At 72.6% G+C, this 18333-nt stretch carries 9 protein-coding genes; 3 read left to right on the top strand and 6 right to left on the bottom strand.

Going from position 1 to position 18333, the window contains the following annotated elements:
- Positions 1-14 precede the first annotated feature (14 nt).
- Positions 15-7979, bottom strand: a complete 7965-nt coding sequence (locus tag BMZ82_RS19020; protein WP_256251990.1) for a type I polyketide synthase — start codon at positions 7977-7979, stop codon at positions 15-17.
- A 158-nt stretch (positions 7980-8137) separates the two neighbouring features.
- The gene (locus tag BMZ82_RS19015; protein ID WP_093777310.1) at positions 8138-8794 is read right to left on the bottom strand and encodes a YceI family protein; all 657 of its coding nucleotides are present in this window, start codon (positions 8792-8794) and stop codon (positions 8138-8140) included.
- A 341-nt stretch (positions 8795-9135) separates the two neighbouring features.
- Between BMZ82_RS19015 and BMZ82_RS19010 the strand changes: the two genes are divergently transcribed.
- Together BMZ82_RS19010 and BMZ82_RS19005 are read left to right on the top strand one after the other, a co-directional pair.
- Entirely contained in the window at positions 9136-10638 is a 1503-nt protein-coding gene (locus tag BMZ82_RS19010; RefSeq protein WP_093777308.1) for a cation:dicarboxylate symporter family transporter, read from the top strand.
- A 126-nt stretch (positions 10639-10764) separates the two neighbouring features.
- Positions 10765-11853: a hypothetical protein gene (locus BMZ82_RS19005; RefSeq protein ID WP_093777306.1), complete on the top strand. Its 1089-nt coding sequence runs from the start codon at positions 10765-10767 to the stop codon at positions 11851-11853.
- 23 nt (positions 11854-11876) lie between these two features.
- Here BMZ82_RS19005 and BMZ82_RS19000 read toward each other — a convergent pair whose 3' ends face one another.
- From BMZ82_RS19000 to BMZ82_RS18985, 4 genes are read right to left on the bottom strand one after another with little or no spacing between them, the layout of a single operon-like run.
- Entirely contained in the window at positions 11877-12578 is a 702-nt protein-coding gene (locus BMZ82_RS19000) for a FadR/GntR family transcriptional regulator (protein WP_093777304.1), read from the bottom strand.
- Between the two features lie 57 nt (positions 12579-12635).
- Positions 12636-13682, bottom strand: a complete 1047-nt coding sequence (locus BMZ82_RS18995; protein WP_093777302.1) for an ABC transporter permease — start codon at positions 13680-13682, stop codon at positions 12636-12638.
- 2 nt (positions 13683-13684) lie between these two features.
- Complete coding sequence (locus BMZ82_RS18990) at positions 13685-15361, bottom strand: sugar ABC transporter ATP-binding protein (protein ID WP_093777300.1); 1677 nt, start codon at positions 15359-15361, stop codon at positions 13685-13687.
- Positions 15362-15410: 49 nt separating this feature from the next.
- Positions 15411-16484 (bottom strand): sugar ABC transporter substrate-binding protein, encoded by a 1074-nt coding sequence (locus tag BMZ82_RS18985; RefSeq protein WP_093777298.1) that lies wholly within the window; start codon positions 16482-16484, stop codon positions 15411-15413.
- A gap of 332 nt (positions 16485-16816) precedes the next feature.
- On the opposite strand from BMZ82_RS18985, the gene BMZ82_RS18980 reads away from it, so the two are divergent.
- Positions 16817-18154, top strand: coding sequence for an enolase C-terminal domain-like protein (locus tag BMZ82_RS18980; protein ID WP_093777296.1), 1338 nt, complete (start codon positions 16817-16819; stop codon positions 18152-18154).
- Positions 18155-18333: the final 179 nt, after the last annotated feature.

The following is an 18333-nucleotide window of genomic DNA, read 5'->3' as shown; positions in this document are numbered from 1 at the left end:
GGGGGCTCCTGTTCTCAGGCGTGGTCACTTGGTCGCCCGGTCAGCCACGCGCGCACCGCCGCGGCCGTGCTGTCGGCGTCGCGGTGGAGCATGGAGTGGTGGTCGCCGGGGAGGTCGGCGCTGTCGTGCGGCAGCGGCCAGTGCGGCCGCCAGTCCTGGTAGGGGTCGGCCCGCCGCATGTGCGGGGTGGGCCGGCCGCGCAGCAGCAGGGTCGGCACCGGTGACGGCTCGGGTCGCCACTCCTCCAGCACGCGCGCGTAGCCGCCCCCGACGATCAGCAACGAGTCGTCCAACTCGGCGACGACGTCGTCCGGCAGGTCGGTCCCGGCGGCCATCAGGGCCAGCCCGCGTGGATCGCCGCGGCGCAGCAGTCCGGCGTGCGAGTCGAGCAGGATCACACCGGCCGGCGGCTGCCGCGTCCGCGCGAGGTGGCGGGCCACGGCGTGCGCGACCGCGCCGCCCGCGCAGTAGCCGACGAGGACGGGCGGCACGTCGACGGGCAGCGAACGCACGGTGTCGGCGTGCGCCCGCACCAGCGCGGAGACGCTGACCGGGACGGCCCGGCGCGCCCCGAACCCGGGATGCTCCAGCAGGAACAGGTCCCGCTCACCGTCGAACTGCTCGGCCAGCGCGGCGGGGACCCGGAAGTACGGCGAGAGGTAGTCCGGGATGTACATGAGTGGGGTGCGGGTGCGGGTGCGGGTGCGAAGGCCGGTGCCGGTGGCGAGCCGGGCCGGCGGAACCATGTACCGGGTGCGTCCGGCGTCCCTGTTGCCGTCCCCGTCTCCGCCGTCGTCGCCGAAGGTCGGAAGGGCGTAGGACGCGAGGTGGCGCAGCCCCATCGCCTCCGACGGACCCTTCTCGCGCAGCACTTGGTGGTAAAGGGCGCTGAACCGGTACGGCGAACCCGCCTCGGCGTCGGCAGCCTCCGTCTCCGCATCCGTATCTGTACCCGTCTCGGTGTCACTACCCGTCTCAGTGTCGCTGTCGCCCTGTGGTGGCAGCGCGCCCGCGTCGATCAGGGCGGCGAGGACGTGTGCGGTGAGGTCGGGCAGGGTGGGGTGTTCCAGCACGACGGCCGGTGCCAGTCGCACGCGGGTGAACGCGCTGATCCGGTTGCGGAGTTGTACGGCCGTCAGGGAGTCGAATCCGAGCTCGGTGAAGGACCGCTCGGCGGGGAGCGCGGCCGGGTCCGGGAAGCCCAGCACCGCGGCGAGCTCGACGCGGATCAACTCCCCGAGTACGGACGGGCGTTCAGATGCGGCGACGGCGGCGAGCCGCTCGCGCCAGGCACCGGGTGCCTGCTCGGTGACGGCGACCGGCGGCCGGTCACCGACGGCCCGCTCGGCCTTTACCGGGCGCTGTGGCAGCAGGTCCGCGAGGACCGGCGGCGCGGTCGGGCCGCCCGTGGCCGTGAGGTCCAGCGGGATCGGCACCAGCAGCGGTTCCGCGATCCGCAGCGCCCCGTCGAGGAGACCGATGCCCTCCCGCTCGGTGACGGGCAGGACGCCGCCCTCGGCGAGGCGGTCGGGCGCGACCCGGCCCGCCATCCCTTCGTCGCCCTCCGTGGACCACGGCCCCCACGCCAATGCCTGCGCGGGCAGACCGTGGGCCACCCGGTGCCGGGCCAGCGCGTCGAGGAACCCGTTGGCAGCCGCGTAGTTCGACTGGCCCGGCCGGCCGAGCACGCCGGCGGCCGAGGAGTACAGCACGAAGGCGGACAGGTCGAGGTCTCTCGTCGCCTCGTGCAGATGCCAGGCACCGTCCGCCTTCGGCGCGAGCACGGACGCGAGCCGCTCGGCGGTCATGGTGTCCACCACGCCGTCGTCCACCACCCCGGCGAGGTGGAAGACCGCGGTCGGCGCCGGCCGGCAGGACGCGATCAGGGCGTCGACGGCCGCACGGTCGCGCACGTCGCATGCCACCACGCGCACCTTGGCCGGCAGCTCGCCCGCCCAGTCCGGAACCCGGCCGCTATAACCGGTCAACAGCAGGTGCCGGATGCCGTGTTCGGCCACCAGGTACCGGGCCAGGCTCGCGCCGAGCGCGCCGGTGCCGCCGGTCACGAGCACCGTCCCCTCGGGGTCCAGGGCGGGAGGTCCGGCAGTGGGCGGAGCCGCGGGGACCAGCCGGGGCACCAGGACGACACCGTCACGGCCCAGGGCGACCTGTGGCTCGCCGCACCGCAGCGCAGCCTCCAGGCGCGCCGGTGCCGCCGCACCACCGCCACGCCGGTCGACCAGCACGATCCGGCCGGGGTGCTCGGACTGGGCGCTGCGCACGAAACCGGCGACCGCCGCCTCGGCGAGGTCCGGGTCGTCGCCCGTGGCGTTGCCGGTGAGCACCGCCAGTCGACCGGGCCGTACATCGGAGGTCCAGTCGCGCACCCGCTCCAGCACGGCCGCGAGGAGCCCGCGCACCCGGTCGGGCAGGGTGGCGTCCTCGGGCAGGGCGGTGGCGGCGAGGCGGGTCACGTCGAGCACCTCGTGCTCCGGGCTCGCGTCTGCGACCGGCGTGGCGGGCCGCCAGGCAAGGCGGTACGTCTCGGCGGCGGCCGTGGACCGCGTCGGGATCGCGCGGGTGACCACGGAGTCGACGGCGGCGAGCGGCCGGCCCGCCCGGTCGGTGAGGGTGACCCGGAACTCGTCCGGGCCGAGCCGCCGTACGACGGCCCGCGCGGCGGAGGCACCGGTCGCGTACACCGTCAGACCGGTGCAGGCGAGGGGCGCCTGCGGCTGACGAGGCCGTCCGCCCGGTGCCTTGCCCGGGTCCTCGGCGAGCAGTGCGGCGTGCAGTGCCGCGTCGAACAGGGCGGGGTGCAGGGTGTACGAGGCCGCCGTCGCCGCTTCCCCGGGCGGCAGCGCCAGTTCGGCGAAGAGTTCGCCGTCGCCGCGCCACAGGGCGGTCACCGCGCGGAAGGCGGGACCGTAGTGGTGGCCGTACGCCGCGAGGCGCGGATAGTCGACCGGGATCCGCTCGGCACCCGGGGGCGGCCACGCGCCGGGCGGAGCGGCGGGCGGCGGTTCGGCCGGGGCGGTCGTCGCGGTGGCGTGCCGCCGCCAGGGCCCCGGAGCGTCGGCGGGGCGGGCCCAGACGGTCACCGGTCGGCCGCCCGTCTCGTCCGGCGCCCCGGCCACCACCTGCACCTGCATCTGCTCGTTCGACGGCAGTACGAGCGGCTCGTGGAAGGCCAGTTCGGCCAGCCGGACGGTGCCGGGGGTGCCGGCGGCCCGGCAGGCCAGCTCGGCGAAGAGCGTCGCGGGCACCACCACCCGGTCGCCGATCGCGTGGTCGGCGAGCCAGGGGTGGCGGGCGGTGGACAGCACGGCGGTGTGCCGGATGCCGGGCCCGTCCGCATCGGGCTGCGGCTGCCCCATCAGGGGGTGACCGGCCGGGGGACGGTGCCGGACGGCGTTCAGCCAGTACCGCTGCCGCTGGAAGGGATACGTGGGCAGCGCGCGCCGCCGGGCACCGCTGCCCGCGTACACCGACCGCCAGTCCACCGCCACCCCGTGCACATGCAGCGCGGCCAGCGCCGCCAGGGCCGTACGGGGGTCGGCGCAGGACGTGAACACCGCGTCTGTGTCCGGCCCGAGGCACTCCTCGGCGGCCGTGCCGAGCGAGGCGGCCGGACCGGCCTCGATGAACGCCGTGACGCCGTCCTCGGCCAGATACCCGACGGCGTCGGCGAAGCGGACCGGCTCGCGCGCCTGCCGTACCCAGTAGTCGGCGGTGGCGAGGGCCTCGGGCTCGGGACGGCCGGTCAGCGTGGACACCACAGGGACGGTCGGCCGGTGGTACGTCACCGACTCGGCGACCGCACGGTACTCGGCGAGCATCGGGTCCAGCAGCGGCGAGTGGAAGGCATGGCTCACCCGCAGGCGGCGGGACGGCCGTCCGATCCGGGCCGCCAGCGCCGTCACCGCGTCCTCGGCACCGGACAGCACGACCGACGCGGGACCGTTCACGGCCGCGACCGCGACCGGGCCTGGCTCCTCGTCCAACAGCCGCGTCACCTCGGCCAGCGGCGCGCGGACGGCGACCATCGCGCCGCCGTCGGGCAGCGCCGCCATCAACCGGCCCCGGGCGGCGACCAGCCGTACCGCGTCGGCGCGGGAGAACACCCCGGCGATGTGGGCGGCGGCCAGCTCACCGATGGAGTGTCCGACCAGGTAGTCCGGGTGCACGCCCCAGTCGGCGAGGAGTGTGTGCAGGGCGACCTCGAAGGCGAACAGGGCGGGCTGCGCATAGTCGGTGCGGTGCAGTGGGCCGTCGTCGTCGGCGTCGATCACCTCCAGCAGGGGGCGGTCGAGCCACGGGGTGAACTCCTCGCACAGCGCGGTGAACGCCGTGTCGAAGACGGGGAAGGCCGCGCGCAACTCACGCCCCATGCCGGGCCGTTGGGCACCCTGGCCCGCGCAGAGCAACGCCACCTTGGGACGCGTGCGTGCGGTGCCCCGCAGCACCGCCGGACCGTCCATCCCGGCGGCCAGGTCGCGCAGCCCTGCGAGCAGGCCCTCTGCGTCGCCGGCCAGGACGGCCGCCCGGCGCGGCAGCGGCGTCCGGGTCGTCGCCAGCGAGTACCCGGCGTCCAGCGCGGCGGACGCGCCGTTCACGTCGGCCAGCGCTGCCGCCAGCCTCCCGGCGTGGGCGCGCAGCCCGGCCTCGTCACCGCCGCCCACCAGCCAGGGGGCGACGGGCAGGCCCCTTGACTCACCGTCCCTCGATTCACTGTCCCTTGACTGACTGTCCCCTGACTCGCTGCCGGGATCCGCGTCGGCCCCCGGCGGCTCCTCGATGATCACGTGGGCGTTCGTGCCGCCGATGCCGAACGACGAGATCGCCGCGCGGCGCGGGCGGTCACCGCGCGGCCAGGGGCGCGCCCGGTCGAGCAGCCGTACCGCGCCGGCGTCCCAGTCGACGTGCGGCGACGGCTGCTCCGCGTACAGCGAGGCGGGCAGCTCGTCGTGGCGCATCGCCTCGATCATCTTGATCACGCCCGCCACCCCCGCCGCGGCCTGCGTGTGCCCGAGGTTCGACTTGACCGAGCCCAGCCACACCGGGTCGGCCGGGTCGCGGCCCTGCCCGTAGGTGGCCAGCAGGGCGCCGGCCTCGATCGGGTCGCCGAGCGCGGTGCCCGTGCCGTGGCCCTCCACCGCGTCGACGTCCGCCGGCCGCAGTCCCGCGTCGGCCAGCGCCAGCCGGATCAGGTCCTGCTGCGCCTCGCCGTTGGGAGCGGTCAGGCCGTTCGACGCGCCGTCCGAGTTCACCGCGGACCCGCGCAGCACGGCCAGCACCGGATGCCCGTTGCGCCGCGCGTCCGACAGCTTCTCCAGCAGGACGAGACCGACGCCCTCGGCCCAGGCGGTGCCGTCCGCGCCCGCCGCGAACGACCGGCACCGGCCGTCCGGCGACAGCGCGCGCTGACGGCTGAACGCGACGAACGGCTGCGGGGTCGACAGCACCGTCACCCCGCCCGCCAGCGCGAGCGTGCACTCCCCGGCCCGCAGCGACTTGGCGGCCAGGTCCATCGCGACCAGCGACGACGAACAGGCGGTGTCGAGCGTCAGCACCGGGCCGCGCAGCCCGAGGACGTAGGCGACGCGGCCGGACGCCACACTGCCCGCCGATCCGATGCCGATCTGCGCCTCCAGCTCGTGCGGCGAGAGGCCGCTGCCGTAGCCGCCGACGTGCATCAGCCCGACGAACACCCCGGTGCTGCTGCCGCGCAGCGCCGGCGCGGGGACGCCCGCGCGCTCCAGCGTCTCCCAGGCGACCTCCAGCAGCAGTCGCTGCTGTGGATCGGTGGCCAGGGCCTCGCGGGGCGACATGCCGAAGAACAGCGGGTCGAAGTCCGCCACGCCGTCGAGGAACCCGCCCCGCCGGGTGTACGTCGTGCCGAGGTGGTCGGGGTCGGGGTCGTGGAGGGCGGCGAGGTCCCAGCCCCGGTCGGTGGGGAAGTCGCCGGTGGCGTCCACTCCGTCGGCCGCGACCCGCCAGAGATCCTCGGGCGAACGCACTCCGCCCGGGTAACGGCAGCCGACGGCCACGATCGCCACCGGCTCGGCCTCCGCACCGCGCGGCGGCGCGGTCGTGAGTACGGGTGCGGGCGTGGGCGTGGATGAGCCGTGCAGTCGGGTGTTCAGGTGGGCGGCGACCGCGGCCGGGTTCGGATGGTCCCAGACCAGCGTGGCCGGCAGCCGCAGACCGGTGCGCAGGCTGAGCCGGTGCCACAGGGTCATCGCGTCCATCGACGTCAGGCCGAGATCGGCGAACGCGGTGCCGGGATCGGCCGCCGTCCCGCGGATCGCCGAGGTCTCCGCGCACACCAGGTCGGTCAGCGCGGCCCGCCGCTCGCCAGGCGTCCGGCCGGCCAGCCGGGCCAGCGGCGGTTCGGCCGGGCGGCCGGCGAGCGCCTCGCGCAGCAGGGCGCGGCGCGGCTTGCCCCCGGCGGTGCGCGGAACGGCCGGGGTGAACAGGATCTCGTCGGGCACCTTGTGCGCGGAGAGCACCGAGGCGCAGGCCCGCAGCAGGGCGGCCGGGTCGAGGGTCGGCCGCGCGGGCACCACGAACGCCACCGGGACCTCGCCGAGCAGCGGATGCGCCCGCGCCACCACGGCCGCGTCCCGCACCCCCGGCAGACCGCGCAGCACCTGCTCGACCTCGGCCGGGTCGACGTTCTCCCCGCCGCGTACGATCCGGTCGGTCACCCGGCCGGTGACGGTCAGGACGCCGTCCTCGCCCAGTCGGCCCAGGTCACCCGTGCGGTACCAGCCGTCGCGCACGGCGTCGGCGGTGTCCTCGGGCCGGTTGTGATAGCCGAGCATGAGGCCCGGGCCGCGCACCCAGATCTCGCCCTCACCCTCGCCCTCATCCTTGGTTTCGGGGGCGTCCCGGCCGGTTTCCGGGGCGACGATCCGGACCTCCATGCCGGGCAGCGGACGCCCGCTGCCACCGGGCGTCCTCGGCCCGTCGGGTGACTCCATGGCGATCTTGCCGCAGGTCTCGGTGCTGCCGTAGCCGTCGAGGAGCGGGGCCCCGAACCGCGTCTCGACCTGCTCCCGCAGGGCCGGCTCGCTGGGCGCGCCGGCGGTGACGCAGAACCGCAGCGAGGGCACCGTGCCCAGCCCGGCGTCGAGCAACTGGCGGTAGGTCAGGGGCACACCGGCCAGCACGGTCGGCGCGAACTCGCCGACCAGGCGGGCCAGTTCGGCCGGTTCGGGGGTCGCCGTGATCCGTGCGCTCGCCCCCGCCACGGTGGTGCCCAGGACGCAGAGCGAGTGGGCGTAGGTGTGCGAGAGCGGCAGCGGCCACAGCACGCGGTCCGCCTCCGACAGCCCGAGCCGTGGGCGGTAGCAGGCGACCGAGGACCAGAGCGCGGACCGCTGGCTGGACACCGCGGCCCTGGCGGTGCCGGAGGTGCCGGACGTGTAGAGCAGCCAGGCGGGTTCGTCCAGACCGAGATCGTCGCGGGGCACGGCCGACGACGGCTGCGAGGGCTGTGGCGGCTGTGGCGGTTGTGGTGGTTCGGCGGCGAGGGTCTCGAAGCGGGTGACGTCGGCCGGCAGCGGGCCCTCGCCGGTCACGACCAGCCGGAGCGGACGGCCCGCCGTCAGCCGGGCGATGCGCGGCAGGTTCCGCCGGTCGGTGACCAGCACAGAGGGGTCGCAGTCGGTCAGCAGCTCGGCGAGCTCGGCGTCGGTGCCGCGCGAACTCAGCGGCACGCCGACCGCGGCGGCCCGCACCGTGGCGAGGAGCCCCTCGACCAACTCCACACAGGCGTCCAGACAGAAGGCCACCCTGGAACCCCGGGGAACCTCCAGCCGCGCCGCCAACCGAGCGGTCCTGCGCTCCAGTTCGGCCCAGCTCACCCCGCGCCGGTCATCGGCGAACGCGAGTTTGCCGCCCTGGCGTAAGGAGTTCGCCACGAGCAGCTCCGGGACGGACCACCGCACATCGAACGCCTCCGCCGTACCCACCAGGCTGTCCCCTCGTCCGAACGTCCGCGCCCAGGCGGCCCGTTGATCAGCCTACGACCCGGCACCGACAAAGCGGCGGTGCCGGGTACAGAACAGACAGATCGTGCCCCTGCGGGCATCCCGGCCGTCCCCGCCGACGGGGTGAGAGGGACCTTCGGTCAGCCGACGGGGGTGCGGATCGCGGCGATGTCGAACTGGAGACGCACCTTCTCGCTCACCATGGCGCCGCCCTCGGCCAGCCGGGCGTTGTACGTGAGGCCCCATTCGGAACGGTCGATGGTGGTGGTGCCGTCGAAGCCGGCCCGCTCGTAGCCGAACGGGTCGGTGACATGCCCCAGGTAGGTGAGGTCCAGGACCACGGGACGGGTGGTCTCCCTGATGGTGAGATCGCCGGTCATCCGGAAGACGTCGGGACCCGCGAGATGGACGGCGGTACTGGTGAAACCCATCCGCGGATAGGTCCGGGCGTCCAGGAAGTCACGGCCGACCAGGTGCACGTCGCGCTGTTCCACGCCGGTGTCGACACTCGCGGTGGACAGCACGATCTCGGCCCGTGAGCGGGCCGGGTCGTGGCCGTCGAAATAGAGCCGGCTCTCGTACTCCGTGAAAGCGCCGCGCACCGTCGTCACCAGGGCGTGCCGGACGGAGAAACCTATCCGGCTGTGCGCCGGGTCGATCATCCACTCTCCGGTCAGCGCCGCCAGAGCGGGGTTCGGGAGACCGGCGGCGGGGAAAGCGGGGGAGCCGACGGGGGGTTGCGGAGCGGTGGGGGGAGCCGAGCGCCGGAAGGAGGCGCCGCGGGTGAACAGGTTCATGGTTCACGTACTTACTGCACCGCAGATACCGCCGCAAGCCTGTGCCCGGAAGCGGCGGCGGATCGAATCCGTATCGAATACGCCCTGAACGGCTGATAGACCGCCGTCGCGCCGACCGGCGACTACAACATCCACACAGGCTCGTCACCGGATGGACGGACAGAATCCATCCGTCCCGCAGACGTGTCGGTGCCGGCGCTGGCCGTCAGTGGGTGCCGGCGGGTGTCGGCGGGCGGGTACTTGGACGAACGTCCAATATTTCGGCGGTGCGAGTCCGGACTCTTCTGCGAAGTCATGACGTGGGCCATAGTGGCGGGCACGCTACGGAAGATCTTTTCCGTATGGCGAAAGTCTGGCTCGAAGGAGTGCCTGTGTCGCTGTCCGTACCGTCCCTTGCGCGACGCGTCGCACGTCTACTGCGTACCTCTCTGTTCATACAGGTCGCCTGCGCCCTGGTGCTCGGAGTGGTCGTGGGACGGCTGTGGCCCGGATTGGGTACCGCCGTTCAGCCGTTGGGCGACGGCTTCGTGAGGCTCATCAAAGCGGTCATCGCGCCGCTCGTGTTCTGTGTGGTGGTCACCGGCATAGCCAAGGCCGGCAATCTGAGGGCGTTCGGCCGCATCGGCCTCAAGGCTCTCATCTGGTTCGAGGTGGCGACGACGTTCGCCCTGCTCTTCGGCCTGGTCGCGGGAAACCTGGTGCGGCCCGGCGCCGGCATGAACGTCGATCCGGCCCAGCTCGACGCGGGCGCGGTCGAGGCGAAGACCGGCGGCGGGTCACTGCCGTCGACCGGCGAGTTCCTCCTGCACGCGCTGCCCGAGAGCGCCGTGGGGGCGTTCGCCGAGAACTCGCTGTTGCAGGTTCTGGTCCTCGCCTGTCTCGTGGGCGCGGCCCTCCTCCACCTCGGCCACACCAAGGTGCCCGCCGTCCTGCCGGCCGTCGAGCAGGTGCAGGAGGTCGTCTTCGCGATCGTCGGCTTCGTCATGAAGCTCGCCCCGCTCGCGGTCTTCGGCGCCACCGCGCATCTGGTCGGCCAGTACGGGCTGGGCGTGCTGTCGACGTACGGCAAGCTCATCGGCGTCTGTTACGCCGTCGCCCTGCTGTTCCTGCTGCTGCTCGCGGCGGCGCTGAAGGCGTTCACCGGGCTGAGCCTGTGGAAGTTCGTCCGCTACACCCGCGAGGAGATGCTGCTCGCCCTCGGCACCGCCTCCAGCGAGACCGTCATGCCGCGCATGATGCAGAAACTGCGTCACGCCGGCTGCCGCGACGACGCCGTGGGCCTCGTGGTGCCCACCGGCTACTCCTTCAACCTCGACGGCGCGTCGATCTACCTGTCCATCGCGACCCTGTTCATCGCCCAGGCCGTCGGCGTCGATCTGACCCTGGGCCAGCAGGTGACCGTCGTACTGATGCTCATGCTCACCAGCAAGGGCATGGCGGGCGTGCCCGGTTCGGCGTTCCTCGCGCTGTCGGCGACCGCCTCCGCGCTCGGGGTCATCCCCGCCGGGGCGGTCGCCCTCCTGCTGGGCGTGGACCGCATCATGGACTCGATGCGCGTGGCCACCAACCTGCTCGGCAACTGCGTGGCCGCCTTCGCGGTCTCCCGCTGGGAAGGCGCTCTGGACTCGGAGCGCGCGCATCGCGTCCTGAACGGCGAACTCCCCTTGGCTCCGGACCCGGAGGCCACGGATGACACGGAGGCCAAGGTCGCGGAGGGCTCGGTCGCGGGGACGGTGATGACGAAGGCCCCGGTCACGGATGCCTCGGTCCCGGCCGCCTCGGCCGACGTCGGCCGGCCGGTGGCGGAGGCGGCGGACGGCAACCGCCCCGTCGAGGCGGGCTGACGGGCCCGCGTCGGGTGCGGTCGGGCCGGCATCCTGCCCGCACCCTTGCCCGAACGGTCCTTCCCGCCGCGGCCGGTGACCCGTTCTCCTGACAGGAGAACGACCCGGAGGAGTGGACTGACCGTCATGCGCACCCGACCGCACGAGAGCTGGGAACGGGACACGGGCGCACGGCCCCCGAAGCAGGGCCGCCCGCCCGTCCCCGCCGCCACCCCCGACGCCGTCTCCCTCCTCGCCCTCCAGCGCACGGCGGGCAACGCGGCGGTGGCCCGCATACTCGACCAGGAACGCCACGCCCACGGCCCGGGGTGCGGCCACGCGACGACCGAGTCGGCGGCACCGCCCGTCCAGCGCGCCCCCACGTTCACCCGGACCGGCGCCCCCGCCGAGTCCGACCGGGACGCGGCGCTGCGGATGCTGGACCGGGTGGCCCGCACCGCCGAGCGCGTCATCCTCGCCGGAAACCCGAAGGCCAGGAACAAGTTCACCCCCCACCTCGCCGTCAACCTGCTGCCCGACGGCTCGCTCGGCATCTCGGGCAACACCGGCAAGCGGGTCGTCACGGAGCAGCAGCGGCAGACGATCGAGCAGGAGATCCGCGGGTTCGCCGACGGCAGCGCGCCCAGGGCGGGCCACAACGCGTGGGGTTCGAGCGCGGACCAACGGCAGCGGGAGCGCCAGGACCGCAGCAAGCTCCGCGCCCTGGACGCCGGTTCGTACGCCGAGCACCACCCCGAGTCCCCCGAACTGGCCGACATCTACGAGGCGTTGCACAAGCCGATCCGCTGGTTCTCCATCGGCACCCCGGTCAAGAAGGGGGTGCCCGCCCAGCACGGCGAGATGACGCTGCTCGGCGAGCAGGTCGCCGCCTGGAAGCGGGCCCCCAGAGACCCCGACGACCCCAAGACCGTGCACATGGGCGGGGTCAAACTGGCCTGCGTCGCCTGCCAGTGGGCGTTCGACGCGGTCAACGAGACCATCGGGCGCGACCTCGGCTACCGGGTGGTCGCCGCCGGGGCGCACGGCCAGTTCTTCCCCAACTGGCTGATGCCGCAGTGGATGCGCGGCGAGCAGGCCGTGGTCGACGTGATCCGCTCCAGGGCCGCGGCGATCGACGCCGAACTCACCAACGACTGGGTGGTCAACGGCGAACTGGCCACCGGTGACTTCGTCCACGACCCGCCGGACTCCGGCTCGGAGTACGAATCCGACTGACGGCCCGGACACCCGGCACCGGGTCAGCCGTCGAGTGCGCAGCGGGGGGCCTCGACGAGGTCGGTCGCCAACCACTGCTCCACGGCCGCGACATGGACCGTCGCGGTCGAGACCGCCAACGGGGCGTCACGGGCGCGCAGCGCGCGCAGGATCTCGTCGTGCTCCCGGTGCGCGTGCTCCACGGCCCGTTCGGTCCGCGTACCCCGGACGATACGGACCCGCTGGGTGCGCGTGGACAGCACACGCAGCAGCATCGACAGCACCGGATTGCCGACGGCTTCGACGATCCGCAGATGGAACGCGATGTCATGACCGACGAACTCCTCGACCGTCGCCGCCGACCGGGACCGCCGTAGGACGGCGGCCAGTTCGTCGAGGTCGTCGGGGCCGAGCAGGGTGGCCGCCAGACCGGTCGCCTGGGGTTCGAGCAGCCTGCGCACCTCCAGGAGTTGCAGGGCGGTCTGCCCCTGGGAGACGTCCGAGGCGAAGGAGAGCGCCTCGAACAGCAGGTGCGGCTCCAGGCTCGACACATACGTGCCGTCACCCTGCCGGGTGACCAGGATCCGCATCGCGGTCAGCGCCCGCACCGCCTCGCGCAGCGAACTGCGGGACAGCCCGAGCTGCCCGGCCAGCACCTCCTCCTTCGGCAACCGGGAACCCGGCGCGAGGTCGCCCGCCACGATCATCGCCTTGATCTTGTCCATGGCCACGTCCGTCAGTGCCACGAGTGCGCCTCTCTGCGGGCCTGCTCCTGCGGGGTGGGCCTGCTCCGGGGTGGGGGCCTACTCCTGCTTCTCGCCGGAGGCGAAGCGGGAGATGATCAGCGCGACGATGATGATCGCGCCGTTGAGGAACTGGTTCCACAGCGGCGGCACCCCCGCCAGCGTCATCACGTTGACGACGAGCTGGAGCGTCAGCACACCGGTCAGCGCACCGAACACCGAGCCCTTGCCGCCGTTGAGGCTGACCCCGCCGATGACCGTCGCGGCGAACACCTGGAAGATCCAGCCGCTGCCCTGGGTCGCGGAGATGGAACCGTAGTGACCGCTGTAGAGGATGCCGGCGAACGCCGCCAGCACACTGCCGGTGATCAGCACCGCCCACACGATCCGGTCCACCCGGATACCGGCGGTACGGGCCGCCTCCGCGTTGCCGCCGATCGCGTACAGCGCCCGGCCGTGCCGCAGCCAGGCCAGCGCGGCGCTGCCGAGGGCGAACAGCAGCACGCAGATCCAGATCGCCGCGGGCACCCCCCACCACGACGCCCTGCCCAAGTAGCTGAAGGAGGAGGGGAGTTCGACGATGGACTGGCCCTCGGAGAGGGCGACCTGGAGTCCGCGCAGCATCGTCAGCATGCCGAGGGTGACGATGAAACCGTTCAGCCGCAGTTTCAGGATCAGGAACCCGTTGACGGCGCCGATCACCATACCCACCAGCAGGCAGAGCGGGACGGCCGTCCACTCGGGGAGCAGCCCGAGCCCCGTGAACCGCGCCCCGCTCGTCGGCAGGACCAGCCAGACGGCGATGACCGGAGCCACGCCGATGGTGGACTCCAGGGACAGGTCCATGCGGCCGCAGATCAGGATCAGCGCGGTGGCGAGGACGAGCAGGCTCAGCTCCGTGGACTGCTGGGCCACGCCGATCAGGTTGTCGTAGGTCAGGAAGGCCGGCGAGACGATGAACCCGATCAGACCCAGGACCAGGATCGCCGGGATCAGCGACAGCTCACGGAACCGGCCGAGGTCGAGCCCACGCCCGCGCCCGGGCTCCTCGGCGGTCTTGCGCGCCACGCCCGCTGCGGGGTCGGTGACATCAGTGGTGGCGGACATGACTACCTTTCGTCCTCGTCGGTCTCGATACCTTCACCGGCACCGGACACCTCGCCGGTGTTGTCGGGTGCTTCGTCCGTGCCAAGTGCCGTGTCTGTAGCCGGTGTTGTGGCCCGGTCGGCGACGCCCTCCATGGCGGCGACCACCTGCTCGTCCCGCCAGCCGGGCGCGAACTCCGCGACCACACGGCCGTGGAACATCACGACGACCCGGTCGCAGACCCGCAGGTCGTCCAGCTCGTCGGAGACGATCAGCGCGGCCCGCCCGCCGTCCGCGACCTCGCGGATCCGGTGCAGCAGGAACTCCTTGGACTTGACGTCCACCCCGTTGGTGGGCCGGACGGCGACCAGCACCCGCGGGTCGGTGGCCAGCGCCCGGGCGACGACGACCTTCTGCTGGTTGCCGCCGGACAACGCGGAGACCGGGGTGGCCGCGCCCGGCGTCTTGATGTCGAGATCCCGGATCATGCGCTGGGCGAAGATCCGGGTCCGGGACGGCAACACCGTGCCGAACGGGCCCAGTTGGTCGGTGACGGTGAGCGTCGCGTTCTCCGCCACGCTGCGGTTGTGCACCAGCCCCTGGAGATGACGGTCCTCCGGGACCAGACCGACGCCCGCGGCCAGCGCCGCCGGAACACTCCCGGTGCGTACGGCACGGCCGCCGACCGAGATCCGGCCCTCCGCGGCGCGATGCAGACCGGCGACGGCCTCCCCGACCCGCACATTGCCGCTTGCTGCCGCTCCGGCCAGCCCCACCACCTCACCGGAGCGGACCGACAGCGACAGGCCGTCGCAGGCACCGGGGAGCGTGAGCCCCTCGATCGCGAGCAGTTCAGGGCCTTCACTGGGCACCACGGCACCGTCCCCACGGGCAGCGGTACGGGAAGTGGTGGCGGTCGTGGTGCTGGACGTCTCCCCGGTCATCGCCTCCACCAGGGCCTGGTGGCCGACCTCGGCCACGGGCGCGGTGAGGATGTGGGTCGCGTCGCGGTAGACCGTGACCGTCGTGCAGAGGTCGTACACCTCTTGGAGGTGGTGCGAGATGAACAGGAAGGCGACGCCCTGGCGTTGGAGGTCGCGGAGCTTGTCGAAGAGCCGGCCGATACCGCGCGCGTCGAGCTTCGCGGTCGGCTCGTCGAGGACGATGAACCGCGCGCCGAACGACAGCGCGCGGGCGATCTCCACGAACTGCCGCTGCTCCACGGTGAGTTCCCTGGCCCGCGCGCCCGCGTCGACGTCCACGCCGTACTCGCCGAGGAGTTCCTCGGCCCTGCGCCGCAACTCCCGCCAGCGGATGGGCCGGAGCGGACCGGCGCTCTGCCGGTTCAGGAAGAGGTTCTCCGCGACCGTCAGGTCCTGGATGATCGTGGACTGCTGGTAGACGCAGGCCACCCGGGACCGCCAGGCGTCGATGTCACCGACGGGCGGCGCGAGTTCGCCGTGGAAGCGCACGGTGCCGGTGTCGGGCCTGCGCAGTCCGGTCAGGAGCGACACGAGCGTCGACTTGCCGGCCCCGTTGCGGCCCACCAGCGCGTGCGACTCGCCGGGGGCGACGGCGATACGGGCGTCGCGCAGCGCGACGGTGGCGCCGAACCGCTTGCCGACCGCGATGGCCTCGGCCACCGGGGTCGGTCCGGTGTCTCCGTGCCCCGTCACGGGCGCGGTCGCGGTGTCCGCCATGGGGATACCGTCCTTCCAGGGGTACGGGCGCGGTTGCCGGTCCGGTCGGTCACTGGCCGACGGTGTTGCCCCACAGGGTCTTGTCCTCCACGTTCTCCTTGGTCACCAGCGGCGCCGGCAACTGGTCCTCGAGACCGCCCGGGATCTTGATGATCGTGGAGTCGTGGTCGGTCTTGCCCGGCTTGAACGTCTTGCCCTCGGCCCCGGCCTTGGCGTAGTACAGCGCGTACTTGGCGTAGAGGTCGGCGGGCTGGGAGACGGTCGCGTCGATCTGGCCCTTGCGGATCGCGTCGAACTCCTGCGGGATGCCGTCGTTGGAGATGATCGAGATGTGCCCCTTCTGGCCCGCCGGCTTGAGCAGGCCCTTCTGCTCCAGCAGGGCCAGGGTCGGCTGCAGGAAGACACCGCCCGCCTGCATGTAGATGCCGTTCAGATCGGGGTGCTGGGCGAGCAGGCTCTGCAGCTTGGCGGAGGCCACGTCGCCCTTCCAGTCGGTGGGCAGCTCGAACACCTTGATGGCGGGGAACTTCTCCTTCATGCACGCGGCGAACGCCTCGGAGCGGTCCCGCCCGTTGATGGAGTCCAGCGCGCCCTGCAACTCGGCGACCTTGCCCTTGCCGCCGAGCTGCTTGCCGAGAAACTCGCAGGCCTTGGTGCCGTACGCCCGGTTGTCGGCGCGTACGACCATGTAGACGTCACCCTTGTCGGGGCGGGTGTCGACACTGACCACCGGGATCTTCTTCGACGCGAGGGTGTCCAGCGTGGAGGCGATCGCGCCGGTGTCCTGCGGGGCCATGACGACGGCCTTGGCGCCCGTGTTCTGGAACACCTGCACATTGGCGACCAGCTTGGTGACGTCGTTCTGCGAGTTGCTCAGCGGCAGCGCCTTGATGCCCTCGGACTTGATGCCCTTCTGGACGTACTCGGCGTAGGAGTTCCAGAAGTCGGAGTCGGAACGCGGCAGGTCGATCCCGATGGCGGGAGCGTCGCCGCCCGAGCCGCCAGAGCCGCCCGATCCCGCGCTGTCGCGGTTGCACGCGGTGAGAAGAGTGAGGGCCGCGACGACGACGCCGACTGCGGCGGCGCGGGTGGAGCGGGTGCGAGCGAGCTGGGCGAGCTTCATGGCCGGGTTTTCTCCTTAGCCAGGGCTGGGAGCCGCACGAGGGCGGGAGGAGGAAAGGGGGAGAAGGATGAGAGAGGGAGCAGAGAGGGAGCAGACAAGGAAGGGGAGGGGAAGGAAGAGGAAGGGAGGCGAGGCGCGGTGATTCCTCCGATGTATCTCGAACGTCGAGGACGTTACGACGGCGTTGCCTGTGCTGACAAGGGGTTGTGTTCAAACGTATCTGCGGATTTTCTGGGGGTGTTGTCAGGGCGTCACGAGGCCCCTACAGTCGCAGTTCCGTCATTCCTCCGACCTCCGATGAATGAGGGCCGGCAAGCAAGAAAGGCGTCCCCTTGACCGCAACCCCCGCCCGGATCATCGCGGTGGACACCCACGACATCCGCTTTCCGACCTCGCGGGAGCTGGACGGCTCCGACGCGATGAACCCGGATCCCGACTACTCCGCCGCCTACGTCGTGCTGCGCACCGACGCCGGCGACGGGCTGGAGGGCCACGGCTTCACCTTCACCATCGGACGCGGCAACGACGTCCAGGTCGCCGCGATCGCCGCCCTGCGCCACCACGTCCTGGGGCGGACTGTGGCCGAACTGTGCGCCGACCCGGGCTCCCTCAACCGCGACCTGATCGGCGACAGCCAACTGCGCTGGCTCGGCCCGGAGAAGGGCGTGATGCACATGGCCGTCGGCGCGGTGGTCAACGCGGTGTGGGACCTCGCCGCCAAGCGCGCCGGACAGCCGCTGTGGCGGCTGCTCGCCCACGCCGACCCCGAATGGCTGGTCTCCCAGGTCGACTTCCGCTACATCGCCGACGCCCTCACCCCCGAAGACGCCCTCACCCTGCTGCGGGACGGGCGCACCGGGCTCGCCGAGCGCGAGGCGGCGCTGCTGGAGCGCGGCTACCCCGCCTACACCACCTCACCGGGCTGGCTCGGCTACTCCGACGAGAAGCTCACCCGGCTCGCCAAGCAGGCCGTCGCCGACGGCTTCACCCAGATCAAGCTCAAGGTCGGCGCCGACCTCGACGACGACCTACGGCGGCTGCGCACCGCCCGCGCCGCCGTCGGCCCGGCCATCCGCATCGCCGTCGACGCCAACCAGCGCTGGAACATCGGCGAGGCCGTCGAATGGACCCGCGCGCTCGCCGAGTTCGACCCGTACTGGATCGAGGAGCCGACCAGCCCCGACGACATCCTCGGCCACGCGGCCATCCGCGCGGCGGTCGCGCCGGTGAAGGTCGCCACCGGCGAACACGTCCAGAACCGCATCGTCTTCAAGCAGTTGCTCCAGGCCGACGCCCTCGACGTGCTCCAGATCGACGCGGCCCGGGTCGGCGGCGTCAACGAGAACCTCGCGATCCTGCTGCTCGCCGCCAAGTTCGGCGTACCGGTCTGCCCGCACGCCGGCGGCGTCGGCCTGTGCGAACTCGTGCAGCACCTCTCGATGTTCGACTACCTGGCCCTGTCCGGCACCACCGAGGACCGCGTCATCGAGTACGTCGACCATCTGCACGACCACTTCCTCGCCCCGGTGGTGATCCGCGACGGCCACTACACCGCCCCGCTCACCCCCGGCTTCTCCGCCGCCATGCACTCAGCCTCCCTCGCCGAGTACCGCTACCCGGACGGCACGTTCTGGGCGGCCGACCTCGCGGGTCGGGCGCAGGGAGCCTGACGGTCAGGGGTACCCCCAGCGGCGTCTTGGCGGTTGCCGGGGGACCCCGCCATGCGCGATGCCTTGACGTGTACTTGGTGCGATGGCTTGATGGGAGCGCTCCCACATGCAAGCTCCGAACCCCATCTGCCACCTGAGTTTCTTGGCCTCACTCCTGGAGTCGCAGTGAGAACAACAAG

The organism is Streptomyces sp. yr375 (assembly GCF_900110755.1).
Taxonomy (GTDB): domain Bacteria; phylum Actinomycetota; class Actinomycetes; order Streptomycetales; family Streptomycetaceae; genus Streptomyces.
Note: the sequence above shows the minus strand (reverse complement) of the source record. Positions and strands in the feature narration are given on the sequence as shown.

Excerpts from the sequence above, each read along its gene's own strand:
- BMZ82_RS19005 (WP_093777306.1), top strand. The coding sequence starts at position 10,765 with ATGCGCACCCGACCGCACGAGAGCTGGGAACGGGACACGGGCGCACGG.
- BMZ82_RS18990 (WP_093777300.1), bottom strand. The coding sequence starts at position 15,361 with ATGGCGGACACCGCGACCGCGCCCGTGACGGGGCACGGAGACACCGGA.
- BMZ82_RS19010 (WP_093777308.1), top strand. The coding sequence starts at position 9,136 with ATGGCGAAAGTCTGGCTCGAAGGAGTGCCTGTGTCGCTGTCCGTACCG.
- BMZ82_RS18985 (WP_093777298.1), bottom strand. The coding sequence starts at position 16,484 with ATGAAGCTCGCCCAGCTCGCTCGCACCCGCTCCACCCGCGCCGCCGCA.
- BMZ82_RS18995 (WP_093777302.1), bottom strand. The coding sequence starts at position 13,682 with ATGTCCGCCACCACTGATGTCACCGACCCCGCAGCGGGCGTGGCGCGC.
- BMZ82_RS19015 (WP_093777310.1), bottom strand. The coding sequence starts at position 8,794 with ATGAACCTGTTCACCCGCGGCGCCTCCTTCCGGCGCTCGGCTCCCCCC.